Annotated in this window: 24 protein-coding genes; 5 read left to right on the forward strand and 19 right to left on the reverse strand. The window is 66.2% G+C overall.

What is annotated here, in order from left to right:
• Positions 1-2: 2 nt before the first annotated feature.
• The 9 genes from J1C47_RS11385 to J1C47_RS11425 all read right to left on the reverse strand — a co-directional run bounded on the left by J1C47_RS11385 (position 3) and on the right by J1C47_RS11425 (position 8,352).
• Positions 3-620, reverse strand: a complete 618-nt coding sequence (locus J1C47_RS11385) for a lysophospholipid acyltransferase family protein (RefSeq protein WP_207350891.1) — start codon at positions 618-620, stop codon at positions 3-5.
• Entirely contained in the window at positions 617-1,279 is a 663-nt protein-coding gene (locus tag J1C47_RS11390; protein ID WP_207350892.1) for a CDP-alcohol phosphatidyltransferase family protein, read from the reverse strand. Before J1C47_RS11390 ends, J1C47_RS11385 begins: the two co-directional genes overlap by 4 nt.
• Positions 1,280-1,571: 292 nt before the next feature.
• On the reverse strand, positions 1,572-2,357 hold the full coding sequence (locus J1C47_RS11395) for an ABC transporter permease (protein ID WP_207350893.1): 786 nt from the start codon (positions 2,355-2,357) through the stop codon (positions 1,572-1,574).
• The gene (locus J1C47_RS11400; protein ID WP_207350894.1) at positions 2,357-3,196 is read right to left on the reverse strand and encodes an ABC transporter permease; all 840 of its coding nucleotides are present in this window, start codon (positions 3,194-3,196) and stop codon (positions 2,357-2,359) included. Before J1C47_RS11400 ends, J1C47_RS11395 begins: the two co-directional genes overlap by 1 nt.
• Positions 3,197-3,199: 3 nt before the next feature.
• The gene (locus tag J1C47_RS11405) at positions 3,200-4,246 is read right to left on the reverse strand and encodes a polyamine ABC transporter ATP-binding protein (protein ID WP_207350895.1); all 1,047 of its coding nucleotides are present in this window, start codon (positions 4,244-4,246) and stop codon (positions 3,200-3,202) included.
• A 17-nt stretch (positions 4,247-4,263) separates the two neighbouring features.
• A complete protein-coding gene (locus J1C47_RS11410) occupies positions 4,264-5,292 on the reverse strand; it encodes an extracellular solute-binding protein (RefSeq protein ID WP_207350896.1) in 1,029 nt (342 codons plus the stop codon).
• Positions 5,293-5,488: 196 nt separating this feature from the next.
• Positions 5,489-6,754, reverse strand: a complete 1,266-nt coding sequence (locus tag J1C47_RS11415) for an NAD(P)/FAD-dependent oxidoreductase (protein ID WP_207350897.1) — start codon at positions 6,752-6,754, stop codon at positions 5,489-5,491.
• A 1-nt stretch (position 6,755) separates the two neighbouring features.
• Positions 6,756-7,139 (reverse strand): RidA family protein, encoded by a 384-nt coding sequence (locus J1C47_RS11420; RefSeq protein ID WP_207350898.1) that lies wholly within the window; start codon positions 7,137-7,139, stop codon positions 6,756-6,758.
• On the reverse strand, positions 7,132-8,352 hold the full coding sequence (locus J1C47_RS11425) for a M24 family metallopeptidase (protein ID WP_207350899.1): 1,221 nt from the start codon (positions 8,350-8,352) through the stop codon (positions 7,132-7,134). Before J1C47_RS11425 ends, J1C47_RS11420 begins: the two co-directional genes overlap by 8 nt.
• 368 nt (positions 8,353-8,720) lie before the next feature.
• Between J1C47_RS11425 and J1C47_RS11430 the strand changes: the two genes are divergently transcribed.
• Complete coding sequence (locus tag J1C47_RS11430; protein ID WP_207350900.1) at positions 8,721-9,683, forward strand: LysR substrate-binding domain-containing protein; 963 nt, start codon at positions 8,721-8,723, stop codon at positions 9,681-9,683.
• Positions 9,684-10,152: 469 nt separating this feature from the next.
• On the opposite strand, the gene J1C47_RS11435 is transcribed toward J1C47_RS11430, so the two are convergent.
• Positions 10,153-10,758, reverse strand: coding sequence for a TetR/AcrR family transcriptional regulator (locus tag J1C47_RS11435; protein WP_207350901.1), 606 nt, complete (start codon positions 10,756-10,758; stop codon positions 10,153-10,155).
• A 426-nt stretch (positions 10,759-11,184) separates the two neighbouring features.
• Here J1C47_RS11435 and J1C47_RS11440 point away from each other — a divergent pair, with 426 nt between their 5' ends.
• From J1C47_RS11440 to J1C47_RS11460, 4 genes are read left to right on the forward strand one after another with little or no spacing between them, the layout of a single operon-like run.
• Complete coding sequence (locus J1C47_RS11440; protein ID WP_207350902.1) at positions 11,185-13,143, forward strand: acetoacetate--CoA ligase; 1,959 nt, start codon at positions 11,185-11,187, stop codon at positions 13,141-13,143.
• Positions 13,140-14,294: a thiolase family protein gene (locus tag J1C47_RS11445; RefSeq protein ID WP_207350903.1), complete on the forward strand. Its 1,155-nt coding sequence runs from the start codon at positions 13,140-13,142 to the stop codon at positions 14,292-14,294. The genes J1C47_RS11440 and J1C47_RS11445 overlap by 4 nt, the downstream gene beginning before the upstream one ends.
• The gene (locus J1C47_RS23720; protein ID WP_245396504.1) at positions 14,291-15,175 is read left to right on the forward strand and encodes an OB-fold domain-containing protein; all 885 of its coding nucleotides are present in this window, start codon (positions 14,291-14,293) and stop codon (positions 15,173-15,175) included. The genes J1C47_RS11445 and J1C47_RS23720 overlap by 4 nt, the downstream gene beginning before the upstream one ends.
• Entirely contained in the window at positions 15,172-16,434 is a 1,263-nt protein-coding gene (locus J1C47_RS11460; RefSeq protein ID WP_342591968.1) for an MFS transporter, read from the forward strand. Before J1C47_RS23720 ends, J1C47_RS11460 begins: the two co-directional genes overlap by 4 nt.
• A gap of 60 nt (positions 16,435-16,494) precedes the next feature.
• On the opposite strand, the gene J1C47_RS11465 is transcribed toward J1C47_RS11460, so the two are convergent.
• From J1C47_RS11465 to J1C47_RS11505, 9 genes are all read right to left on the reverse strand, one after another.
• A complete protein-coding gene (locus tag J1C47_RS11465; protein ID WP_245396505.1) occupies positions 16,495-17,241 on the reverse strand; it encodes an SDR family NAD(P)-dependent oxidoreductase in 747 nt (248 codons plus the stop codon).
• Positions 17,241-18,194 carry a carbohydrate kinase family protein gene (locus J1C47_RS11470; RefSeq protein ID WP_207350904.1) on the reverse strand — a complete coding sequence of 318 codons (954 nt, stop codon included), beginning with the start codon at positions 18,192-18,194 and terminating at the stop codon, positions 17,241-17,243. Before J1C47_RS11470 ends, J1C47_RS11465 begins: the two co-directional genes overlap by 1 nt.
• Before the next feature lie 9 nt (positions 18,195-18,203).
• Positions 18,204-19,190: an ABC transporter permease gene (locus J1C47_RS11475; RefSeq protein ID WP_207350905.1), complete on the reverse strand. Its 987-nt coding sequence runs from the start codon at positions 19,188-19,190 to the stop codon at positions 18,204-18,206.
• A gap of 7 nt (positions 19,191-19,197) precedes the next feature.
• A complete protein-coding gene (locus tag J1C47_RS11480) occupies positions 19,198-20,190 on the reverse strand; it encodes an ABC transporter permease (RefSeq protein WP_207350906.1) in 993 nt (330 codons plus the stop codon).
• Positions 20,187-21,716, reverse strand: coding sequence for a sugar ABC transporter ATP-binding protein (locus J1C47_RS11485; protein ID WP_245396506.1), 1,530 nt, complete (start codon positions 21,714-21,716; stop codon positions 20,187-20,189). The genes J1C47_RS11480 and J1C47_RS11485 overlap by 4 nt, the downstream gene beginning before the upstream one ends.
• Before the next feature lie 81 nt (positions 21,717-21,797).
• On the reverse strand, positions 21,798-22,841 hold the full coding sequence (locus tag J1C47_RS11490) for a sugar ABC transporter substrate-binding protein (RefSeq protein WP_245396507.1): 1,044 nt from the start codon (positions 22,839-22,841) through the stop codon (positions 21,798-21,800).
• Between the two features lie 66 nt (positions 22,842-22,907).
• Positions 22,908-23,567, reverse strand: coding sequence for a class II aldolase/adducin family protein (locus tag J1C47_RS11495; RefSeq protein ID WP_207350908.1), 660 nt, complete (start codon positions 23,565-23,567; stop codon positions 22,908-22,910).
• 8 nt (positions 23,568-23,575) lie between these two features.
• Positions 23,576-24,349 carry an SDR family NAD(P)-dependent oxidoreductase gene (locus J1C47_RS11500; protein ID WP_207350909.1) on the reverse strand — a complete coding sequence of 258 codons (774 nt, stop codon included), beginning with the start codon at positions 24,347-24,349 and terminating at the stop codon, positions 23,576-23,578.
• Positions 24,350-24,564: 215 nt separating this feature from the next.
• On the reverse strand, positions 24,565-25,392 hold the full coding sequence (locus tag J1C47_RS11505) for a GntR family transcriptional regulator (protein WP_207350910.1): 828 nt from the start codon (positions 25,390-25,392) through the stop codon (positions 24,565-24,567).
• Between the last annotated feature and the right edge of the window lie 320 nt (positions 25,393-25,712).

Raw genomic sequence — 25,712 nt, forward strand, 5'->3', positions numbered from 1 at the left:
GTTCAGACCTCTCCCGGTCTGCCGAGCGCGGCGACGGCCTCGCGCGCTCTCTCCAGAAACGCCTGCCGCTCTTCTCCCTGCCGCAAGCGCAGCGGAGCGCCGAAACGCGCCGCACAGCTGATCGGCGCGGGAACATAGGCGCCCTTGGGAAAGGCCCGGGCGAGATTGTCCAGAAAGACCGGGATCAGCTGGACGCCGGGATGGGTGTTGGCGAGATTGTAGAGCCCGGATTTGAACGGCATGATGGATGAACCCTCGCCGCGCGTGCCTTCCGGAAACAGGATCAGCGAACGCCCGTCGGCCAGGGCCGCCCGCAAGGGGGCGAGCGGATCGCTGCCCGCCGGCGCCTGGCGTTCGACGAGAACGCAGTCCAGGATGTCGAGGGCGACGAAGCGCCTGAGCCGCCCCTTTCCCCAGTAATCGCGCGCCGCCACCGGCGACGTCCTCGCCCGCAACGCGTCCGGAAGCGCCGCCCAAAGGACGATCGTATCGAGGTGGCTGCCGTGGTTGGCGAAATAGATCCGCTGCTCGAAGGTCGGCTCGGACCCGACCCAGCGCCCGTGGCCGCCGACGAGAAAGCGCGTCAGCGCGATGAGGACGAGGCGCGCCGCGGCAATCATCGGGCTCGTCCGGCGAGGCCCTCGGCCTGGCTTTGCAGCCGGCGGGCGATGGTCACCACGGTGCCGAGGGCGATCAGGCCGAGAAGCGCCGTCGAGACCGGATGGCTCGCGGCGAGAAAGGCTTCGGCAAAGGCGATGCCGGCAGCGAGCGTCAGGGCCGCCATGCGGTGCTGCTTGGCCATCGGGCCGCGAAAATCCTGCTTCAGCCCCACCGTGGCACCGAGAAGCCGGACATAGGCGGCGATCGCCGCACAGAGCGCCGCGAGCCAGCCGAGCCAGCCCACCCCCAGGCCATAGCCGAAAGCCACCAGGAACAGGCTGTCTTCCAGACGGTCCGGCGCCTCGTTCCAGAGCGCGCCGCTGGTCGAGCCCCGGCCGCCCTCCACCGCCACCAGCCCGTCCATCAGGTTGGCGACGAGGCGCAGCTGGATGCACAGCGCGCCGACGATCCACAGAAGGGGCTGAGGCAGGCGCGCGGCGAAGACGAAGGCAGCGGCGCCGGCCAGCGCAAAGACGATGCCGAGCGCGGAGATCTGATTGGCGGTCAATCCGGTGCGAAGCAGAAACCGCAGAAGCCGGCCCGCCCATGGCCGTTCGCGTGAGGCAAGAGGCCGCCGATCGCCAAGCGGCGCCCTGCCTTTGCTTTCGTCCGTCGCCATTCGCCGCTCTCCCGCAACAGGCCACACCCGCATGCGAGACGTCTCACGGCGGCCGGTGCCAGGCAAGCTGCCTCTGCCGTCTCGGAGCAAGCATTTCGATCCGGGCGAGTGGGGGCGTCATATCATCGGGTCGATGGAGAGGACCCGAAACCGCCACCGCCGTCGACGAGACGGAGCGATCGGGCCTGGATCGCGGCGGCGGGTCCTGAGCATATCAATTCAACCCGGCAGCGCGGCTCTTCGAGGTTCAACGGGTCTCGGCACATTTCCCGATCCCATTCAGCCTTTCATCCTACGCCGTCCGGCGGCGCAGGGCCCATTCGGCGAGCAGGGCCGTCGAGGTGACGACGATGAGGAGCGTGCTGACCGCGGCGATGGTCGGTTCGACCTGCAGCATGAGGCTGTTCCACATGCGCACCGGCAGCGTTTCGGCCCTGATGCCCGCAAGGAACAGCGAGATCACCAGTTCGTCGAACGACGTCAGGAAGGCAAACAGCAGCGAGGAAATGATGGCCGGCGCGGTCAACGGCAGCACCACCCGGTGGAAGACGCCGAACCGGTTGCATCCGCAGATCATGGCGGCCCGCTCGAGATTGACGTCGACGGTCTTCAGCGCCGATTGCAGAATGATGAGGACGACGGGCAGCGCGATGACCGAATGGGCAAGCGCGATCCATGGCCTGACGCCGATCATCCCGAACCTTGCCGACAGGAAGTAGAGCGCGACCGCCGTGACCACGTGCGGAACGATCAGCGGCATCAGAAGCAGCGCCGTGATGACCCGCCGGAAGGGCATGTTTCCGCGGATCATGCCGTAGGCCGCCAGGAACGCCAGCGCTGTCGAGCAGATGCAGGTGATGGCGGCGACGAGCACCGAGTTCCACAGCGCCATGGTCCATCGGGCATTGCCGAGAAACCGCTCGTACCACTCCAGCGAATAGAGTTCCGGCGGGAACTTGAGATAGGCGTCGCCGCTGAAGGAGACCACCGCGACGATGACGATCGGGGCGAGCATCACCGCGCAGAGCAACACGACGATCGCCCCGAGGACGGCTTTCCTGATCGAGAACCCGCCCATCAGAAGCCCTCGGCGCCGGACTGGTCGTTGAAGCGGGAATAGATGCTGTAGAGCGCCAGCGTGATCGCCAGGAGCACGATCGTCATCAGTGCCGCCGCCGGCCAGTTCTGCGAAAGCTCGATCTCCCGTTCGATCAGCATGGCCATCATCATGTCGCTCGGCCCGCCCATCAGCGCGGGCGTGATGAAATAGCCGATCGCCAGGATGAAGACGATCAGGCAGCCGGCCAGAACGCCATGCATGGTGAGCGGCAGGAACACCCGGCGGAAAACTTCGAAGGGTCTCGCCCCCATCCCTTCGGCTGCCTGAAGGAGGCGCATGTCGACGGCCTTCATGGCCGCGTAGAGGGTGAGGACCATGTAAGGAAGCAGCACGTAGGTCATGCCGATGATCACGCCCGTCCGGTTGTAGAGCAGTGCCAGCGGCTGATCGATCAGGCCGAGGGAGAGCAGCATGTCGTTGACGATGCCCCTGCGGCCGAGCAGCACCATCCATGCATAGGTCCTGACGATGATGCTGGTGAAATAGGGCAGGACGATACACACGAGCACGAGCGTGAACGCCGCGCCCTTCAGCCGGGACAGCGCGAACGACATGGGATAGCCCAGCAGCAGGGCGAAAAGCGTCACCGTCAGCGCGATGACGTTGGTGTTTAGGATCGTCTTGACGATGGCCGTCGAGCCGAGGGTTCTCTGGGTTTCGCCCCAGATTTCAGAGGCGCCCCCGAGGCTCGCCAGCGACCCCGCGATGAACCAGACGATCGGGACGAGGAAAAGCGCCGACAAGAGAGCCAGTGCCGGCGCCAGCAGCAACCATTGCGACAGTCGTCCAAGCGGCATCGCTCAGCCCTCCAGCACGTGGCACGCCGACGGCAACCAGCTCACCTGCACGAGGTCGCCTGCCTTCGGCATCACCAGTCTGTCGCTGTTGGCGGTGTCGCAGACGATATCGACCTCGTCGTCGACGGCGATCTCGGTGCGCACGACGTTGCCGAGAAAGGCGACGCTGCGGATTTTTCCCGGCAGAAAATTGCCGTCGACCGGTTCACCCGCGCTGGAAAGGCGGATCTTTTCCGGACGAACGAAGATCTTGCCCGTTGCCAGCTGCGAACGGTCTTTCTCGACCCTCAGCGCATTGCCGCCCGGTCCCCTCAGTATTCCATCCAAGCGCTTCACCGGCACGAGATTGGCTTCGCCGAGAAACCGGGCAACGAAGACGCTCTCTGGATGTTCGTAGACGTCGCGCGGCGCCCCCAACTGGGCGATCCGCCCGTTCTCCATGATGGCGATCCGGTCGGACATGGTCAGCGCCTCTTCCTGATCGTGCGTCACATAGATCACGGTCATGCCGAGGCGGCTCGATATCTCCTTGATTTCCATCTGCATCTGGTAACGCAGGTTCTTGTCCAGCGCTCCGAGCGGCTCGTCCATCAAGATGATCTCGGGCTGAGCCACGATCGCCCTGGCGAGCGCCACCCGCTGTTGCTGGCCGCCCGAAAGCTGCTTTCCGTAGCGCGTCTCGAAGCCTGTGAGGCGGACCATCTCCATGGCCTGTCTCACCCGCTTTTCGACCTCGTCCTTCGGCAGCCGGCGAACGGTCAGCGGGAATGCGACGTTGTTGAAGACGTCGAGATGCGGGAAGATCGCATAATTCTGGAACACCATGCCGAGCTTCCGGTCGCGCGGCGGCAGGCGGGTGACATCCTTCGCACCGAAGAGAATGCGCCCGCTATCGGCCGTGACGAAGCCCGCGATCATGGAAAGGGTGGTGGTCTTGCCCGACCCCGAGGGGCCGAGCAAGCTGAGAAATTCACCCTGTGCAATGTCCATGGAAATGGAACGAACGACGGTTTCCGATCCGTAGGACTTCGTGAGCTTCTCCAGTGTCACGCTCGACATCGCGCGGCCTACCCCAGGATCCAGCTCGACCAGCGCTTGTTGATCGCGTCGCGGTTGTCTTCCCACCAGGCGACGTTCTGGACGAAGGCCTTGTCCCGCGTGGCGGGGTTGCCGGGCATCTGCTCGACGATCTTGGGGTCGATCAGATCGAAGGCCTTGGTGTTCGACGGGCTGTAGCGCAAGGCCGCGCCGTAGCCGGCCTGCACGGAAGGCTGCATCATGAAGTCGATCAGCTGCTGGGCTTCGGCGACGTTGGGCGAATCTTTGAAGATCGCGACCTGCTGAAGCTGCAGCATGTGCTGGTTCCAGGTGAAGGACAGCGGTGCGCCCTTGTCCATGACGGCCTGCAGACGACCGTTCCAGATGCTGCCGGTGACGACTTCCGCATCGGTCATGAGCTGCGCGGACAAGGCGCCCGTATCCCAGAAACGGGTGATGGCCGGACGAATGCGCGACAGGGACTTGAAGGCCCGATCGACATCGAGCGGATAGAGATCCTTCAAGGCGACCCCGTCCGCAATCAGCGCGAATTCGAGGTTCGGCGTGCCGGTTGCCATGTCGGCCAGCATTCGTGGCCCGGGAAATTTCTCCGCATCCCAGAAATCCGGCCAGTTGTCCGGATGCGCATCGCCCTTGAAGGTGTCCGTATTGTAGGCGAGCACGGTCGCATAGGCGAAGTCCGTGACGCGGAACTCAGATTTGTATTCTTCGGTGATGTTCTCCGGCTTGGAGAGTTTCCAGCTGCCGTAGTCGATGGGTGTCAGAGCGCCTTTGCGCTCGAGCTGAATGAGGGGGCCTTCGCCCGTGTCGATCAGGTCGAGTTCGACATTGCCGGACTCGAACATCGCAAGCAGTTTCGCCACGGTCGCGGCCACCGGAACGACGGTGATGCCCGTCGCCTCGGTGAAGGGGTCGTAGACGTTCTTGCGCATGATCTCGTCGTAGACACCGCCGGGTGTGCGCACGATCACCTGTCCCGCCGCAAGCGCCTTGCCCTTCAGGACATAGGGCGCGGCAAGCAGCGTCGCGCCGCCCACCAGGAACTGGCGCCGCGAGCTTCGCATTCCTTTCAGGCTCATGGTCATGATCGTCTTCCCTGTTGCTTGAGTGCTGGTTGGGTTTTGTCGGGACGCTGCAGCGGGATGCGATGAAACGCGCTCGTCATCCCGCTCTATCTTCCTGTTTGCGCATGATCTTTTCCGAAATCCGGTTCGCATTTTCCGGAATCGTCCCCTAGGCACCGAAGCGTGCCGGCGCGTATGGCGTGGCATCGACGGCGGGCTTGCGCCCGACCGCGAGCTCGGCAACGATCTGCCCGCTGAGCGGCGCGCCGGTCAGGCCGTAATGTCCGTGGCCGAAACAGAGCATCAGGCCGGGATGGGCCCTGACCGGGCCGATGACGGGCAGGCTGTCGGGCATCGAGGGACGGAAGCCCATCCAGATTTTCGGCTTTCCGCTCTTCATGTCGGGAAAGAGCGTCCTGGCCTTGCGCCACAGAACTTCCGCGCGCTGCTCGTTCGGCGGCGCGTCGAGGCCGGCGATCTCCACGGTTCCCGCAAGACGGATGCCGCCCTCCATCGGGGTCATGCCGAAGTGTCTGGACTTCTGCAGGATCGGATAGGGCAGGGCGATGGAGGGATCGGGAAGCATGGCGTGATAGCCGCGCTCCGTCTCCAGCGGCAGACTGATCCCGAGCGGCTCGAGAAGACGGCCGGAAAAGGCGCCCGCGGCGACGACGACCCGCGGCGCGCGGTGGTTGCCGTTGTTGGTCATCACCAGCCAGTCCGGCCGGTCGGCCCGCCGCTCGGGGATCAGCTTCATGACCCGTTCGTGGACGAGTGTACCGCCCTCTTCGACGAAGATCTGCGCCAGCGTTTCGACGAGACGCGCCGGATTCACGGTGAAGCCGTTGCCGTCGACCAGCGTCGCGCGGCGGACCTTCGTGTCGATGCCGGGCATCAAATCCTGCAGCTCGTCGATCGGAACGGACTTGACCGCAATGCCGAATCTGGCGCGAAGCTCGTTCTCGATCCGCGTCGCCTCGCTTTGCTCCTCGGTGTCCCACAGGTGCATGACCCCGTTCGGACGGATGAGACCGGCATAGCGGTTTCCCCCCAACAGCTTCTCCCAGCCGTCGAATGCGTCCTTGTGCAGGTGGTGAAGGGCGAGGGCATGGAGCGGCACCTGGCTGCGCCGGCCGGCCACGATCCAGCGCAAGAGCCATGGCAGGGCCTTCAGAAAGTAGGACGGCTGGACGCGCAGCGGTCCCAGCGGATCGAGCAGCCACTTCGGCACCTGCTTCAGCATGCCCGGCAGCGCCATCGGCATGAAGGAGGCCGGCGAGATCAGGCCGGCATTGCCGAAGGACGCGCCCCCCGGAGAGGGCAAGGGATCGATCAGGGCGACCTTCTGCCCGAGGCGGAGCAGATGGATGCCAGCGGAGAGGCCTATGACGCCGCCACCGACCACGATGGCGTCGATACCGTCCAGATCGTCCATCTCAGGCCTCTTCGATCCAGGCTATCGCCGTCAGTTCGATGCGCATGCCCGGCGCGAGGAGCTCCTTCGCCACGACGGTCGCGCGGCACGGATAGGGTGCGGAGAAATATTCGCGCCAGACGGCGTTCATGGCCGGGGCGTCGGCGCCGTCGATCAGGTAAACCTGGGCTTGCATGACGTCGGCGATCGAACCACCCGCGGCCGCGAGCCCCATTGTCAGATTGTCCAGCGTCCGCCGGGTCTGGACCGTGATGTCGCCGTCGACGACCTTGCCGGTTTCGGGGTCTTTCGGAATCTGCGCCGTCAGCACCAGCGGCCCCTTGCGCACCATTCCGTTCACCGGTGCGGCCGATGCGGCCACGCCGGTATTCACGACGTCAAACATCCAACTCTCCTGGGGAGTTTACGATAAGCCGCCTCGGAAAGCGGGTGAGCCGCTCCGCAGCTTCGGCGGTAACCAAGACCGTCTCGCTCATCGACGCGCCGCCTGCCGACGCGTAGATGTGAAAGACCATGTTTTCCTCGAAGACCCAGTCGGCCTCGGGGTGCAGCATCCGGGTGAAATCGCTGGTGCGCGGAACCTGCGGGGCATAAAGGCCGAGCGTGTAGCCCGTGATGTTGTCGTAGCTGTCGCGAAGGCCCGACTTCAGCATTCCGTCGCGCATGACGGCATCCACCTGCCGGGCCGGCACGCCCGGTCTGATGGCCGCAATCTGCTCGTCCTGGAGGAGAGCCAGCGTTTCCGACGCTCTCGCCAGCCCCGGCTTCTCCGGACCGATGGCGACGCAGCGCATGAGCCGGGCGCTGTAGCCGGCAAAACGCGGAATGAGCTCGACATGAACCGTATCGCCGCGGGCGAGCGGTTCGCCGCTCGGCGCGGCATGAAGGAAATTCCAGCCCTTGCCGCTCGAAATCGGCCCCGGCAGGCAGGCATCTCCGCCAAGCTCGACATATCGGGACATCGCGATGCGCTGGACGTCCCGGTGCGAATTGCCCGGCACGCAGACTGCGGCGACATCGGCCATCGTCTTGTCGGCGATCGATGCCGCGCGGCGCAGATAGCCGATTTCGAGCGGCGATTTGATCAGGCGCAACTCGTTCACGATCGCGCCGGTGTCGACGATCCGCGCGTCCGGCAGATGCTTTCGCATCTCCTCGAGCCGGCTGGGCGAAAGGCAATAGGAGTTGAAATCCGCGCCGATCGTCGCCCTGCCGAGACCGCGGTCGCCGATCGCCTCGCCCAACGGCACCATCGGGCTTTCCCAATCGCGGAACGTGCGCACGTCCCTGATCCAGGTGGCTTCGCGGCATGGCTCGGCGTCGAGCGCACGGATGACGTAGAAGGGCTCGCCCACAAGGGGAATTCCGACGCAGCGCCAACGGTTGAGGGACGTGCCGTAACCGGAGATCCAGCTTATCGCCTCGATTTCGTCCAGGATGGCGATCTCGACGCCGCTATCGGCCATCCGGGCCCGCAGCCGCGCCACCCGGCCGGCAAATTCAGGTGCCGGCGCCGAGGATGACGATGCGCAAAGCTTCGCCGCCGAGAGCGCTGCATCGGCTGCAGCGCCCTCCACAAAGGTGTGAGGACTTGTCATTGGGACCACGGATGCGATTTCGGCGCTTGGTGGCGCCCGAATACCCGACAAGTGTCCCGAGTCCGTCAGATTTTGTCTATCCCCACATCGGTTATGATGATTTAACTCCGGTTATGGGCTTGGGGGCGTCGCGCCGTGCCGGCACGATGCGGTCGTCACGCCCGTCGGGCCGGCCATCGGGCGCGTTGCGCCCGATGGCCGAAGAAGAAGGGACGCGGCTGACGCATCGAATCCGAACGACGTGCTTTCGAAGGGCCGATGCCGATCGCGGGCGGATGCCGTGACGTCCGGGTTTCGTCGAAGTCGGATGACTCCAGCCCGTTCGACCGACCCGGCGGACGGGCCGACGTGCTAACAAGGCTTGTCAATTGCCGCATTCAGCTTCGGGTTCTTCCGCTTCCAGACCGTCGGACAGCAACGAGCGAAAGGTCCGGCATCGTCACCTCGAGGTCTTCCGCGCGGTGATGCGTTCGGGAAGCATCACGGGCGCATCCCGTCTCCTGGGAATGTCCCAGCCCGGCGTCAGCAAGTTGATCGCTCAGACCGAGGAACGCTGCGGCTTCCAACTGTTCGACCGCGTGCAGGGACGGCTGCAGCCGACCGATCGCGCCCGGCGCCTCTTCGACGAGGCCGAGCGCCTGTTCGTCGGCATGGAGGAAATCAATCGTCTGGTCGGCCGCATGGGCGACGACGGGCCGTCCCGCACGGTCATCACCGCAGTGCCGATCATCGCGCAGCAGATCCTGCCGAGGGCAATCGCCCAGTGGCTTCAAACGGCCGAGACCCGGCCCTTCGTGACGACGCGCGATGCCGGCGGTGTCGTCGCGCTGGTGGCGGCACGCAATGCGGATATCGGCGTCACGACGAGTTTCAGGCGATTACCGGGTATGCGAAGCCAGCTGATCGCCCGCAACGAGGCGATGTGCGCCCTCCATGAGGATCATCCGCTGGCCCGCAAAGCCGCCTTGAAGCCGGAGGACTTTCACGGCGTCCCGTTCATTTCGCTTTCGCGCCACGAAGGACAGCAGGAAAAGTTCGACAAGATCTTCGCCGAAGCCGGCGTGGACTTGAACGAAGTCGCCGAAATGCCCCTGATGCTCGGCGCCGCAGCCATGGCGCATGCCCGGATAGGCGTGACCTTCGCGGACTATTTTTCCGCCCAGCCGTGGCTCGACAAAGGCCTCGTCCTGCGTCCCTTCAAGCCCCGGGCGCAGTTCGAATACCATGCGATCTGGACGGAAAACCTGTATCGCGGCCGTGAAGTCCACGCCCTGGTCGCCGCGCTCCTGTCGGTATGCCGGGACCTCATAGCGGACGCGAAGCGGGCTTAGAGCCCGTCCGGAAAGTCACTCGGGTCGGCTTGGCGGCGCTTTTCGCCGCTCGCTTCGTTGCCGATCCTCGCCGATGCCGCCGGCATCGACTGCGTTCGGCGCCTGGCGAGACAACGAAAATCCCTCGCCAATCCTCAACCGGGGACTACCCGGACGGGCTCTTAGGATGGCCGCGGCCCCGTCGCGGAGGCGCTGTCGCGAATTTCGGCTGGTGGTCGGCCGGTGGATGGAGTTCGACATTTGCCGAGCGGTCTTCGCGTGGCGGCCTTTCCGCAGGACATCATTCTCCTCCGTCGTCGTCCGGAACCGGCGCTATTCGCTGGGCTGCGGCGACCTCGAAGCAACGATGCCCGATCCGATCTCCGTTTCTTCGCAGCCCTCGCGACCTCCGTCGTTCATGCGTGGCGCCGACCGTTCGGTCCGCTCTTTCAGGCGCCAGCCGGAAGAGGCCCGCCCTCCAAAGCCTGCATCAGGCGTGGCAGGCGCGCATGATGATGCCGGAGAACTTCGCCGCGAGGGCGGGGATGTCCGCCGTCCGGTCGTTGCCGATCCACAGGAAGCTATAGAAATACATGCCCATGAGGGCTTTCAGTTCGTCGTTGTCGAGGGGTCGGAAGTCGCCCTCGCGCGCCGCGTCGTCGGTCACCTGGCGCCAGATTCCGAGATAGGCGCCGTGGAGGCGCAGGACCGACCGGCGCCGCGTGTCTTCCAGAGCATGGACCTCGCGGAAGCAGACGGTCATCTCCGCCTTGTCCTCGACGACGGCGCGCAGGATGCTTTCGCTCAGCGCGTAGACGCGCTCCTTCACGTGACGCTTTTCCGCAAGGATCTGCCGCGCTTCGGACAGGAGATCCTCCAGATAGATCGTCATGATGTCGTAGAGGAGATCGCCCTTGGAGCGAATGTGATAGTACAGCGCGCCCTTGCCGTATCCCGTCGCTTCGGAGATCTGGCTGGTCCCGACGCTTCCGTAACCCTCGCCGGCAAACAGTTCGGCGGCGGTCTTCATGATCTTCCGCTTGGTGTCGGAAAGGGGCGACCGCTGCACTTGGGAACGGGAGGTGACTGCGGCCATGGCGCTTTCGGTTCGTGCTTACTGCAGCGCAGGATAACCGGAATTCCGGTAAAGACCAGCGTGGAGGCGAGGATACGCCAGCGCGCGCCCCGGCGATGCGCCAGCGCGGACGGCAAGGGTCGGATCGCCTCTTGCACCCCGATCCCGCGTGACCGGCCGGTCCCGACCGGCGCAGGCATCGTCGACCGACCGACCGGTATAATATCGTGGCCGCGAGTGACGGCCCGGTGCCCGGGACGGGCGACCCATGGCGACGGTGATCCTGTTGAAAGAAGTGCCGAGCCTTGATGCGGGCTCTGCGGCCCCGCGCTGCTCCCGTCGAAACCCGTCAATCGCGCCCTTGCAAAAACCGACCGATCGGTACAGGATTGCCGCAATGGCGGAGACCGCTCCCTTTGGCGAGGGCGGCCGATTTCGGGGGGAACGATGGCGAGCGTTTCTGCAGCGCAGATCAAATGGCGGCCGCCGGAATGGATGCGGGAGACCTCTGCCATCGCCCGCTTCGCCGAAAGCGCCGGCATCGCGCGGGACGACTACGCGTCGCTGCATGGCTGGTCGATCTCCAGGCCCGGCGAATTCTGGTCCCACCTCTGGGATTTCGCGGCCATCGTCGGCGAGAAGGGCGGGGCGGCCTACGTTCCCGACGCGCTCGCGCCGATGACCGGCGCCCGCTTCTTCCCCGAAGCCAGCCTCAACATCGTCGAGACCCTCCTGCGCGAGGAGGACGAGACCGGGATCGCCGTCGTCGAGACCGACGAGACCGGCGCGAGCCGGGAGGTCAGTCGCGCCGAATTGCGCGCGGCCGTCGCCAGATGCGCCGCGGGCCTGCGGGCCGCCGGCGTCGTCGCCGGGGACCGCGTCGGCGTCATTCTGCCGAACCGCCTGGAATGTCTGGTCACCTTTCTCGCCTCGCTGGCGATCGGCGCCGTCTGGACGTCCTGCTCGCCCGATTTCGGGACGGCGGCGATCCTCGATCGCATCGGCCAGGTCCGGCCGCGCGTCCTCATCGCGCAGCCGCAGGTCCGCTACGCCGGCAAGCCGGTCGACATCTCCGGGCCGCTTTCGCAGGTCGCCGCGATGATGGCGGGTCTCGAGCGGCTGGTCCTGGTCGGCCCGGGCGAGGTCGAGACCGATCTTGCCGTCACGGCGTGGGAGGACTTCGGCACGCACGCGCCGCTCGCCTACGCCCGCCTGCCCTTCGATGCGCCGGCCTACATCCTCTATTCGTCGGGCACCACCGGCGCGCCCAAGGCGATCGTCCATCGCGCCGGCGGCGTTCTCCTGCAGAAGGTCAAGGAGCACCTTCTGCACAACGACGTCAGGCCGGGCGACCGTTTCCTCTGGTACACCAACACCGCCTGGATGATGTATCACTGGGTCGTCGGTGTGCTGGCCTGCCGGGCGACGCTGGTCCTTTACGACGGCGCCCCGGTTTTGAAGGGAAAGGACGGCCTCGACTGCGACCCGTTGTGGCGCGAGGTCGAGCGGCAGCGGCTGACGCATCTCGGCATCTCGCCGCGCTATCTGGCGGCGGTCGCCGAAGCGGGCTATCGGCCCGGCCGCCGGCGCGATCTTTCCTCGTTGCGCTGGCTGCTGTCGGCCGGCAGTCCCGTCGCCGCCAGCCAATATGACTGGATCTACGAGGCGGTGAAGCCCGATCTCGGCTTTGCCTCCATCTCCGGCGGCACGGAGATCATGGGCTGCTTCCTGCTCGGCTCGCCGCTGCATCCGGTGCGGCGCGGCAAGCTGTCCGCCCGCGCGCTCGGCCTTGCCGTCAACGTCTTCGACGAGCGCGGTGCGCCGGTGCTCGAGCGGCCGGGCGAACTCGTCTGCACCGAGCCCTTTCCGTCCATGCCGCTGACCTTCTGGGGCGAAGACGGCGACGAGCGCTACCGCAAGACCTATTTCGAGCCGCGGCCGGAAATCTGGACCCATGGCGACCATGCCGAGCTGCATGTCGACGGATCGGCGGTCATTCACGGGCGCTCCGACAGCACGCTCAATCCCGGAGGGGTGCGGATCGGCACCGCCGACATCTACAATGTCTGCGACAAGATCGCGGGCATCGAGGACTGCGTCGTCTTCGGCCGCCCGCTGGGCGACGACGAGGAGATCGTGCTGTGCGTCAAGATGCAGGAGGGCCGCGACCTCGACGCGAGCCTCGCGGCGACGATCCGCAACGACCTGCGACGCCAGTGCTCGCCCCGTCACGTGCCGGCCGCGATCTATGCCGTCGGAGCGATACCCTACACCGTCAACGGCAAGCGCGTGGAAACGGCCGTGAGGGCCGTCGCCACCGGGCGCGAGGTCAAGAACTTAGGCTCGATCGCCAACGCCGCCTGCCTCGGCGAATACGAAACGCTCTCCTCGAGGGAGGCGTTGTGAGCCGGTCGAAAGCCGCTCTGGTCGGGATCGGCGAATTGAAGCCGACCCGGCGCACCGAGGGCGAGAGCACGCTGGGCATGCTGGCGCGCTGCTCGGCCCTGGCGATCGCGGATGCCGGTCTCGACAAGGACGCGATCGACGGCCTCCTCGTCGGCCCGCAGGTCGGCGAGACGCCGCAGCACGTGCCGGCGACCGTCTCGGAATATCTCGGCCTCGCGCCGACCATGTCGAACCTCGTCGACCTCGGCGGCGCGTCTGGTCCGGGCATGATCTGGCGCGCCGCCGCCGCCATCGGGGCCGGCATGTGCGAGACGGTGCTCTGCGTCCTCGGCAATCACCGCAATCCGGAGGCCCCGCGCAGCCCCAACCGCAATCCCATCCGCGAGTTCGACGTGCCTTTCGGCGCGTCCGGGGCAAACGTCTCCTATGCGCTGCTGATGCAGGCCCACATGGCCGCCTACGGATCCAGGGCGGAGGATTTCGCGCTCGTCGCATCGAGGGCGCGCGCCAACGCGCAACACAATCCGGACGCGATCTTTTATGGCCAGCCGGCGAGCGTCGAGGACGTGCTCGCTTCGCCGATGATCGCCTCGCCCCTGCATCTCTTCGAGATCGTCATGCCGGTGGCCGGCGCCGAGGCGGTGATCGTCACCGCGGCGAAGGTCGCCCGCGAGCGCGGCCAGAAGGCCGTCCATCTGCTCGGGGCCGGCGAGAAGATCACGCACCGGGCGGTCAGCCAGGCGCCGTCGCTGACCTCCGGCCCGCTGAAACCCGCGATGGCGCGCGCCTTCGCGCAGTCGGGCACCGCCGCCCGTCAGATGAGCCTTCTGTCGCTCTACGACTGCTACACCATCATGGTGGCCGCGACGATCGAGGACGCCGGTCTCGCGCCGCCGGGCGGTTTCGGCGGCTTCGTTCGCGAGCAAGATTTCGGCCCCGACGGGCGCTATCCGCTCAACACCCATGGCGGCCAGCTGGGCTTCGGCCAGCCGGATCTCGCCGGCGGGATGACCCATGTGGTCGAGGCGGTCCGCCAGCTCCGCGGGACGGCGGAGGGGCGCCAGATCCGCGATCCGAAGCTGGCGCTGGTGACCGGCAACGGCGCGACCATGTCCGAAGCGGTCGCCCTGGTCCTCGGAGCGGACGAATGAGCGAGCTTTCCGACCTCAAGGTTCCAGGTCCGACGACGATCGCGCTGACCGAACCGTTCTGGGCCGCCGCAGAAGAAGGCCGGCTGATCCTTCAGCATTGCCGGTCCTGCGATCGGTCCGTCTTCTATCCGCGCGAGATCTGCCCCCATTGCTGGTCGGGCGGTCTCGAATGGCGCGAGGCGTCCGGGCAGGGCCGGCTGAAGAGCTTCAGCCGCATCCATCGGCCCGGCCATCCGGGATGGGCTCCGGTCGCGCCCTATGTGGTCGGGCTGGTGGAACTGGCCGAGGGGCCGACGATGCTGAGCCACATCCTGGCCGACGAGCCGGAAGTGGGCATGCCGCTCGAACTCGCGCCGACACGGATCGGCGGGCGCGTGCTGCCGTGCTTTCGGCCGCAATTTCACCATCAGGAGGAGAAGACAATCATGAGCGACACCAAGCCAAAGGACGGCTGGGCCAACGTGACGAGGGGCAAGCCGAGCGTCGGAGACACGGCGGAGCGAAGCCGCAAGACGTCCATGGACGACATCCACGCCTTCACGGCCATGACCGGCGACCGCAATCCGGTGCATTACGACGAGGAACTCGCCAAAAAGACGCCCTTCGGCAAGCTGGTGGTCCAGGGCGGCATCACCACGGGCATCCTCAACGCCGTCGTGGCGGAGGATCTGCCGGGCCCGGGAACCGTCTTCCTCAACACCAACTTCAATTTCAAGAAGGCCGTCGGCATCGACGAGACGATCATCGGCCGCGTCGAGCTCACCTCGGTGCGCGACGACAAGCCGATCTGCCAGCTCGCCTGCACGGTCACCAACCAAGACGGAGACGTCTGCGTCGAGGGCACGGCGGTCACCTACACGATGCCGCTCGAAAACCTGTGAGCGCCGAAGCCTCCCCGGCCTCACCGGCCGACCCGGTCGATCCGGCCGTGGCGGAGGGCCGCTGGACCATGCTGGCGCTCATCTGCGTCGGCGTGGTCGGCGCCCTGGCGACATGGTTCTCGGCGACGGCCGTCATCCCCGAACTGATCGCGGCCTGGTCGCTCGGCCCCTCCGAGGCGGCCTGGCTCACCAATGCCGTCCAACTCGGCTTCGTCGTCGGCGCGATCGGCTCCAGCCTGGTCAATCTTCCCGACATCGTGCGGCTTCCGGTTCTCATGGCCGGCGCGGCCTGTTTGGCGGCGCTCGCCAACGCCGCCCTGCTCGCCGGCGCTTCACCCGCGATCGCGATCCTCGCCCGCTTCGTCACGGGCATCGCGCTTGCGGGCGTCTATCCTCCCGCCCTGAAACTGCTCGCGACCTGGTTCCGGCGGGGGCGCGGCCTTGCGCTCGGCTTCCTGATCGGCGCCCTGACGCTCGGCTCCGCCATGCCGCATCTCGTTCGGGCCGTGACGGACGGCGTCGCATGGCAGGCGGTGATCGCCGCGACCTCCGTCTCGACGCTTCTTTCGGGCGTTCTCTTCCTCCTCGCGCTTCGCGAGGGACCATACGGCTTCGGCCGGGCGACCTTCGATCCGAGACAGTGTCTGAGGGTCTTCACCGACCGCCCGCTCTGGCTCGCCAATCTCGGCTATTTCGGCCATATGTGGGAGCTCTACGCCATGTGGGCCTGGCTCCTGGCCTTCGTGACCGCCATCGACGCCGCCGGCGTCACGCCGCTGCCCTTCGGCTCGCCGTCGATGCTCGCCTTCGTCGTCGTGGGCTCGGGGGTTGCCGGATGCCTTCTCGGCGGGTGGCTGTCCGACCGGATTGGCCGCTGCCTGACCTGCATCGGGATGATGACCGTCTCGGGCGCCTGCGCCTTCCTGATCGGCTTCGTCTTCGATGGGCCTTCATGGCTGCTCGCGGTCGTCGCGCTGGTCTGGGGAATCGCGATCATCGGCGACAGCGCGCAGTTTTCCGCGGCCGTCACCGAGCTCGCGGATCAACGTTTCGTCGGCACCGCGCTGACGCTGCAGCTCGGGATCGGTTTCGCGCTGACCGTCGTGTCGATCTGGATCATGCCGATCCTCGCCGGTCTCCTGGGAAGCTGGCGATGGGTGTTCCTGGCACTGGTGCCGGGGCCGGTGATCGGCGCGCTGGCGATGGCGGCCCTGCGACGTCTGCCGGAAGCGACGCGCCTTGCCGGCGGGGCGCGCTGACGCCTCTCTGCGGCCGGACTTTGCGAGGCCGGCCGCGATGCATTCGAGCCCTGACCTGGATCAGTGGAAGTAGATGCCCCCGTCGACATTGAGCGCCTGGCCGGTCACGAAGCCGGAAAGCTCCGAGGCGAAGAAGGCGGCCGGACCGACGATGTCGTCCGGGTCGCCGAGGCGGCGCAGGGCCGTGACGCCCGCCCAGTAGCGTTCCGCCTCTTCGGAGCCGAGATTGTTGCGGCCCATCTCGGTGGCGATGATGCCGGGGCAGATGGCGTTGACGGTGATGCCGTCCTCGCCGACCTCCTGGGCGTAGACGCGGGTCAGCGTGATCACGGTTGCCTTGGTCGCGGCGTAATGGCCCTGGGTCGGCACGCCCTGGCGACCGGCGATCGAGGCGATGTTGATGATCCGCCCGTTCTTGCGGGCGCGCATCTGCGGCAGGACGGCGTTGGTCATCAGGAGGACGCCCTTGGCGTTGACCGCGAAATGCGCGTCCCAGGTCTCTTCGCCCAGATCTTCCAGGCGGGATGGCTTGAGGATACCGGCATTGTTGACGAGAACGTCGATGCTTCCGCATTTGGCGGTGACGTCGTTAACGACCGCCTCGATCGCGGATTTGTCGGTCACGTCGAGATCGTAGACCAGCGCGTCGCCGATTTTCGCCGCGACGGCCTCGCTGTGCCGGCGCTGGGCCGCGAGGTCGCAGAGGACGACGCGGGCGCCGTGGGTGGCAAGCCCGGCCGCGATCGCCGCTCCGATGCCGCGGCTCGCTCCGGTGACGAGAGCGACTTTTCCTTGGAGCATGGCCATCACGCGACCTCCTTCGTCGACCAGTTCTTCATGGCGTCAATGGTGTCCTCGAAGGAGGCGAGCTTGCCGTCCGAGCCGAGCCCGAGGGCGACCTTGGCCGCCACGGCCGAGGCGAAGCGGGCGCATTCGCGCAACTCCCACCCCTTGGAGAGGCCGACGATGATGCCGGCGCTGAAGCTGTCACCGCAGCCGGTCGTGTCGACGACGTCGATGTCGTAGGCGGGCAGGCGGAAGGGATCGCCCGTCGCCGGATCCACATAGACCCCCGCGCCGCCGAGCGTCAGGATGGCGTTCTTGACGCCGTGATCCTTGAAGAAGCGCGCGACGTCCTCGGCTCCCTTTCGCCCGGACATCTCCTCGGCCTCCTCGATGGAGGGGATGAAATAGTCGATATAGGGAAGCAGCGGCTTCACCAGCTCGACCGTTTCCGGATTGGCCTGGATGAGGTCGAAGGTGGTGGTGCGTCCGGCCGCCTTCGCCGCCTTGATGAAGGCAAGGGTCGGCTCGCCGTCGAAAGCCTTCAGGAGCCCCGTGCCGCCGATATGGACGATGTCTGCATCGAGCGCAGCCGCGTAGTCGGCTTCTTCGAGGCTGAAGAGGGCGGCGCTGCCGGGCACGTGGAGCGCGGGCCGCTCGCCGTTCGGCCTGACCGGCAGGATGGTCGCGGAGGTCTGGGCCCGGCCGTCGCGGCGGACCATCGAGGTCTCCATGCCGTAGCCTTGCATCTTGGCGAGCAGGAAGTCGCCGAGTTCGTCCTCGCCGACGCAGCTGACCATGCGCGTCTTCAGACCGAGGATCGCGCAATCCATGCCCGTCGCACCGGCCGTACCGGCAACGGTCATGCGGATCTCGTCGATATAGTCGGCGCGCCCGCCGTCCGGGATGCGTGTGACCGGCCGCCCGAGGATGTCGAGGACGAGGAAGCCGACCGAACTGACGTCGAAGCTGGGCATGATTGATCCTTATTCACTGCGCCCGCGCAGCCCGAACGAAATGCCGAGCACGAGGAAGACCAGCACGCCGATTCCGACCTGCTGCCAAAAGAAGTTCCAACCGATGAGGAGGAGGCCGTTGCGCATCACCGCCAGGAGCAGGACGCCGAGCAGCGTGCCGACGACCGAAGGCCGACGCTCGCTGTTGATGGCCGTGCCGATGAAGGTCGCCCCGATCGCGTCGAGCAGGAAGGCGTCGCCCGAAAGCGGGACGTAGGATCGCACCGTGGAGCTCAGCAGGATGCCGGCGAGGCCGGAGAGCAGCGCACAGGCGACGAAGACGATCGACGTATGGAACCCGACCCGCACGCCCGAATAGCGCGCGACGTCCGGCGCATCGCCGAGGACCGTGACGAAGCGCCCGAAGACGGAACGATGCAGCGCCAGATAGACCGCGACGATGCACAGCGCCATCAGGATAATGGGCGTCGGAACGCCGAGGAATTCGGTGCGCGCGATGACGTCGAAGGTCCCGGCATACTGGCCGCGCGTCAGATAGATCGGATTGCCGCCGCCGGTGGCGACGCGCTGGACCGTCTCGCCGATGAACAGGATGCCGAGGGTCGCGAGAAACGGATTGATCTTCAGCTTGTTGATCAGCGCGGCGTTGGCGAGGCCGACGCAGAGCGCCGCCGCAAGTCCGCCCACAGCACCGACGAACCCGCCGTAGCCCGCGGCGATGAGCATGACGAAGACCATCGAACTGAGGTCGATCGAAACGCCGACCGACAGGTCGATGCCCCCGGACGCGATGACGAGGGTCATGCCGAGCGCCACGATCGCCAGGATGACGACCTTGTTCAAAATGATGCTGACGAGGTTGTCGAGGCTGAGGAAGCCGTCCGCGAAGATCGCGAAGAAGGCGATGATCGCCAGGAAGGCCGCAAGGACGGCGTAGTTGGACAGCGCTTCCAGATTGAAGGCCGGCCGCGACGTCGTGTGGGATGGAACGCTCATATCCGTCCTACTTCTTGGCGAATGACGTGACGGCGACGACCACCAGGATCAGGGCCCCCTGCACTCCGCTGACCCAGTAGGAGGAGATGCCGAGAAGCTGGAACCCGTTGGCGAGCGTGCCGATGAAGAGCGCGGCGAGGCACGTCCCGCCGATGGTCGGGATGAGACGCCTGGAAAACACCGTTCCGAGCAGCGCCGCCGCCAGGACGGGAAGCAGCATCTGCCCGGTGCCGGGCGTCGAGGACGAAAGCCGCGCGACGATGAGGATGGAGGTTAGGCCGGCGAGGCCGCCGGCCGCGATATAGGCGCCGTAGACATAGGCGCCGTTGTTGATGCCGGCCGCCCGCGCGGCCTCCTTGTGGCCGCCGACCGCGTAGAGACGCAGGCCGATCCGCGAGTAATGGGCGATGGCGACGAGGACGATCGTCGCCACGACGAAGATCCAGGTCAGCGACGACAGGCCGAGAAACCGGCCGAATGCCAGCATGTCGATCAGGGGCGAGGAGACCGGCACGACGGTGTTTTCGGTGAGCGTCAGCTCCAGCCCTTCCGCGATGTTCAGGACGGCAAGCGTCGCCAGGAGCGGCATGATCTTGAACAGGACGACCGCGACGCCGTTCAACGCCCCGATCGCCATGCCCGTCAGGATGGCGGCGGGAATGGCGATGGCGCTTCCATATCCGTTCCGCAGCAGGACGGCGTAGACGGCGGCGCACAGGCCGGCATTGGCGGCGAGCGACAGGTCGATGCCGCCCTTCTGGACGTCGGTGCCGGTGCCGGCGAAGACCAGGGTCATGCCGAAGGCGAGGAGGCCGAGGATCGTCGACTGCTCGACGATGTTGGTCAGGTTGTAGGGCGAGACGAAACCCCTTGCCGTCGCCGCGAAGTAAAGGGCGATGGCGGCGAAGCCGGCGAAGGCGCCGAGGCGGACGGCGAGTTTCGAATAGTCCCGCTTGCGCCTGGTGGGCCGGGCGGTACCGGCGGTCGCGACGGCGCTCATGCCGATCTCCGGACCGGCGCCGGCGTGCCGCGCTCGGCGGGCGCTCCCGACGCCGCCGCAAGAAGACGGTCGGCGTCGATGTCGCCCCTGGCGTAGTCGGCGATCATCTCGCCGCGATAGATGACGAGCGTGCGATCACACATCTCGACGATCTCCTCGAGATCGGAAGAAAGGAAAATCAACGCTTTCCCCTCCTCGGCAAGACGATTCATCAGTTCGAAGATCTCGATCTTGGCGCCCACGTCGACGGCGACCGTCGGCTCGTCCATCAGATAGACCTGGCTGTTGCAGTTCAGCCATTTGGCGACCACGACCTTTTGCTGATTGCCGCCGGACAGGTTCTTGACGAGCTGATCGGGGCCGGGGGTCTTGATGTTCAGATCGTCGATGAGGCCGCTCACGACCTCGACCTCGCGCGAGCGGTTCACGAAGCCTCTGCTGGAGACGTCCGAAAGCGAGGCGAGAGAGACGTTTTCGCGCACCGAAAGGCCGGCGGCGACGCCATGGGCGCGCCGATCCTCGGGGATCTTGGCGACGCCGCTCGAAACCGCCGCGACCGGCGATCGGAACTCGACGCGCTCGCCGTTGAGGTGGATTTCGCCGGAGTCCGTCCGCAACTGGCCGAAAAGCGCCTTGAGGACCTCCTTGTCGCCGGATCCCAGAAGCCCGGTCAGGCCGAGGATCTCGCCGGCGTGAAGATCGAAGGAGACGTTGCGGAAATAGGGTTCGCAGGTGAGGTCGCGAACCGACAGAACGGGCGCCCCGAGCGCGACGGCGCGGCGCGGATACATCTCCGACGTATTGCGCGCCGTCATCATCTCGACGATCCGCGGGATGCCGACCTCACGCGGATCGACGACCCCGACGTCGACGCCGTTGCGAAGCACGGTCACCGTGTCGCAGATCTCGGTGATCTCGGACATGTAGTGGGAGATGAAGACGATCGCGAGACCGTCGTCGCGAAGCCGACGCAGCACCTTGAAGAGGCTCTTCACCTCCTTGTCGATCAGGGCGGCCGTCGGCTCGTCGAGAACCAGGACGCGCGCGTCCTGGGCCAGCGCCCGGGTGATCTGCACGATCTTCTGCTGGGCGGTCGAAAGCTCGGAAATCAGCGTGTCCGGCGAAAGCTCGAGGTCGAAATAGCGATGCAGCAGCTCCTTGGAGCGTCTGCGCATGTGCCGGTGGTTCAGGAAGGGGCCGAAGCGCGGCTCGTTGCGCAGGAATATCGATTCCGCCACGGTCGCCGTCGGCACCAGGAGCCGGTCCTGATGGATGAAGTGGACGCCGCGCCTCTCGATCGCCACCGGCGTGACGTCCTCGATGGTTTCCCCGAAGATGCGGATTGTGCCGGCGGTCTTGCGATAGATACCGGCGAGGATCTTGATGATCGTCGACTTGCCGGCGCCGTTGGCGCCGACGAGGCCGTGGATGGTCCCCGGATGGACGACGAGATCGGCTTTTTCCAGGGCGATGACCGGGCCGAACGTCTTTCTGACGTTCCGCATCTCGATCGCGGGTTCTGACATCGGTCCCTCCCGTCATCTCTGCCTGATGCGCGCCCGCCGGCGCTTTCGCGGGGGCGGGCGGCTCGTTTCGGGATGGTGCGCCTATTGAGCGGCCGCCTTGCCCTCGGCCTTGCCTTCGGTTTTGTCCGACGCGCCCTCGGCCTTGTCGCCGGTCTTGCCGTCCTTCGGCAGGAAGGGAGCCGCGGTCTCGCCTGCATTCTCCTTCGTCACCAGCACCGCCGGGATGAAGTTGAAGGGCGGCACCTCGTCGCCGTTCAGGAACCGTGCGACAGTCTGCGCGGCAGTCTGGCCGATCTTGTAGGGCTGCTGCGCGGCGACGGCGCCGGCCGGGCTCTTCGGATCGGCGACCATCTCGACGAATTCCGGGCTGCCGTCGACGCCGTAGGTCTTGACGTCCTTGCGCCCCGCGTCGGCGATTGCCTGGGTGGCGCCGATCATCGGCACGTCCCAGCACGCCCACACCGCCTTGAGGCCGCTGTCGGGGCCGTACTGGTTGAGCACGTCGTTCACGTCGGAATAGGCGGACTGCACCGTGTTGGGGATGACGTCGCGCAGTTCCGGTTCGATGATCTCGATGCGGGGAAAGCTCTGCAGGACGTATTTCAGCTGGTCGTAGCGGATCTTGCAGACCGGGACCGAATAGAAGCCGTTGAAGACCGCGACCTTGCCTTCGCCCCGCATGTCCTTGACCATCTGGAGCGCTAGCTGGGCGCCGATCGAATAGTTGTCGGACGTGGTGTTGGTGATCGCCTCGGGGGTCGCCGTATCGACGGTGAACAGCGGGATGTCCGCCTGGCGGATCCGCTTCAGCCAGGGCGCCAGCACCTCGATGTTGCCGAGCTGCTGAATGATCGCGTCGGGATGCTGGGCGATCAGCGTCTGGATCTGGCTGACCTGCGTCTGGTCGTTGCGGCCCGCATCGAGCGCGATGACCTCGGCGCCGAGCTTCTTCAATTCGTCGATCTGGCCCTGATAGGCCTGCAGGTCCCAGTGGTGATCGGTGCCGATGACCGTGACGCCCACGGTCTTGCCCTTGAGCGAGGGCACGTTGCCCTCTTCGGCCATCGCGCCGCCGGCCATGAGGGCGAGCGCGGCCGCAAGCGTGATTTTGAACGCGGTATGCATGAGCATGTTCCTCCCTTTGGATCGCGTTGTCTCGTGTCCGCCCTCCCAGGCGGACAGGCATCGACGTCAGTCCGAATGCCCGTAGCCGGCCATTCGCTGGATGACGTTCTCGATTTCCTCCTCGCTGAGGCAGGGCGGTTCGCCGGTCGGCAGGCAGCCCAGATATTGCCTCGCGAGAGTCTCGACTTCCGTGGCGCGCCACATCGCCTGAGCGAGCGAGGAACCGGCCGCGATCATGCCGTGATGGGCGAGAAGGCAGGCGGTCCGTCCCTCGAGCGCCTCGACGGCGTGGCGGGACAGTTCCTTGGTGCCGAAGGTGGCGTAGGGGGCGCAGCGGATGTCGTGGCCGCCGCACACGGCCACCATGTAGTGGATCGGCGGGATCGGCTTTTCCATGATCGACAGGGTCGTGCAGGCGGTCGGATGCGCATGGACGACGGCATTCAGATCAGGGCGCGCCTTCAGGATGTCGAAATGGAACTGCCATTCCGAGGAGGGGCGACGATGGCCGTGGCGCGTTCCGTCGAAGCCGATCCACACGAGGTCGTCCGGGCGCATCAGGTCGTAGTCGAGCGAGGTAGGCGTGATCAGGATGCCGTCGCCCTGGCGGACCGAGATGTTTCCGGAGGTGCCCTGATTGAGGCCGCTGGCGTTCATCCGGCGGCATGCGGCAATGATCGCCTCGCGAACCTGCAGCGCCGCGTTCGAGGTCAGATCGAGTTCCATCGGCGCGCTCACAGACAGGTATAGCCGCCGTCGACGGCGACGATGGAGCCGGTGACGTAGGCGGCGCCGTCACTGGCGAGGAAGAGGACGAGGGCGGCGACTTCCGCGGGGGTGCCGCAGCGACCCATGGGCGTCATTTCGAGCCATGTGTCGAAGAGCTCCGGGCGCGACCGCATTTCGAGCGTCATCTCGGTGCCGATGTAGCCGGGTGCGAGCGCGTTGACCCTGACGCCGGTCTTCGCCCATTCCACCGCGAGTGCCTTGGTGAGCTGGTGGACGGCACCCTTCGAGGCCATGTAGCTCGCGGCGAACTGGGGCTTGTTGACGATCGTGCCGGACATCGAGCCCATGTTGACGATCGCTCCCCTGCCGGCCGCGACCATGTGCCTGCCGAATGCCCGGCAGCACCAGAAGGTGCCGTTCAGGTTGACGTCCATCACCTGGCGCCATTCCGCGTCGGCGACGTCGAGCGCGCCATGCAGCCGGGCGATCCCCGCCGAGTTCAGGAGGACGTCGACCTTGCCATGGCGCTCGACGACGGCGTCGGCGGAGGCCGTCACGGCGGCGGGATCGGTGACGTCGAGGCGCGTGACACCCACCCGGACTCCGGCTCCGGACAATTCGGCCCTGGCCTTGTCGAGGGCCGCCTCGCCGAGATCCAGCAGTTCCAGCACGGCGCCGCAGGAGCCGAACGCCCGGGCGCACTCAAGGCCGATGCCGCTGGCACCGCCGGTGATGGCGACGACCTTGCCCTTCAGATCGAAAAGCGACGGATAATCCAAATCGTCCTCCCCGCGGACGCCGCCATGTGGCGTCGACCGCGCTGCACGCCCTTGAAACGTTGCGAGAAGCTCCGCTTCTCCTCCCACTGCGCCCGTTTGTGGACTGCTTGGTACAATGAGGGAAGGAAGCCGGGTCTGTCAATCTGGTTATTACCAAAAAAGAATCATCCGCCCGCAGGCTGCGGAGACATCACCGTATCGTCGCTGCGGAGCGGTCAGTTCGCGAAGGTGCCCGTCGAGACTTTGATCCTTGCGACCGCGGAATTGTAGAAGGCCCGGTAGTATTCGAGCGGCGCGTCGTTCGGGTCGTAGGCGATCGACTCGATGGCGATCAGCGGCTGGTTTTCGGAAATCTCCAGGCGCTTGGCGACCTCCGGCGGTGCGGCCTCGGCGGTGAACCAGCGCTCGGCGCGCTGGGACACCAGACCGTAGTGATCCTTCAGAACCTGGAAGATCGACAGCCCCTCGATGTCGAGCGTCTCCATCTCGGGCACCTTGTGGCCCGGCAGGGAAATCAGCGTGTGGGTGATCGGCCGGCCGTCGGAGCGATAGACCCGCCCGACCCTGACGACGCTGCCGTCGGGCGGCAGGGAGAAGACGCGCGCCTCGTCGGCGTCCGGAGGACATCGGCGGAACTCGAAGGCCTGCGCCGTGACGGTGTGGCCCCGCGCCTCGAGATCCGAGTGAACCGAGACGTTGGAGGTCAGAAAGTTCGTCTCGGTGCGCGGCGGCGCGACGAAGATCCCGCGCCGCGGGACCTTTTCCAGGATCCCCTCCGCGGCGAGCCGCGTGATCGCCGCACTGACCACCGGTCGCGACACGTCGAGCGCCTGGCCGATCGTATATTCCGACGGCAGGCGCGCATGCGCCCCGAGCCCCTGGCTGTCGATCTCGCGGGCGATGGCGTTCTTGATCTGAACCCAGAGCGGGACGGCACTCGCCTTGTCGATGCCGCCGTTGCTCGCGACGCGTTCCAGAAAGCCGGTCGCGAAAGCATCCTCGTTTTTGGGCCGCCCCCTGGAGCGTCTTGCATTTTGTGACATCGAAGCTTTCCGCGAGCCCTTCACCGTTTCGACACCTCACTCTGTAGGACGTACGGATCGTTCGGCAAAGCTCTCGGCACGGTCCGGCGCGGGTCGGAGCGACGCTGGCGGGCGGACAAGCATCGCCGGCAGCAGGGATGCGGGGGAGGGGGTTTTGCGGCCGGCGACCTCGGCGCGTCTTGAATTCGGTTGTCTTCGTCGCATCTGCGGGGCATAGAGTTCTGGACCGGTCGGTACAAAGCCGCCTTGCGTGTTCGATCGGATCGACCATGTGCCACCCGGCGGTGATCGCCTTCGGCCCGCAGGCCCGGACAGGGCAT

The sequence above is a fragment of the Jiella sonneratiae genome, assembly GCF_017353515.1.
Lineage (GTDB): Bacteria > Pseudomonadota > Alphaproteobacteria > Rhizobiales > Rhizobiaceae > Jiella > Jiella sonneratiae.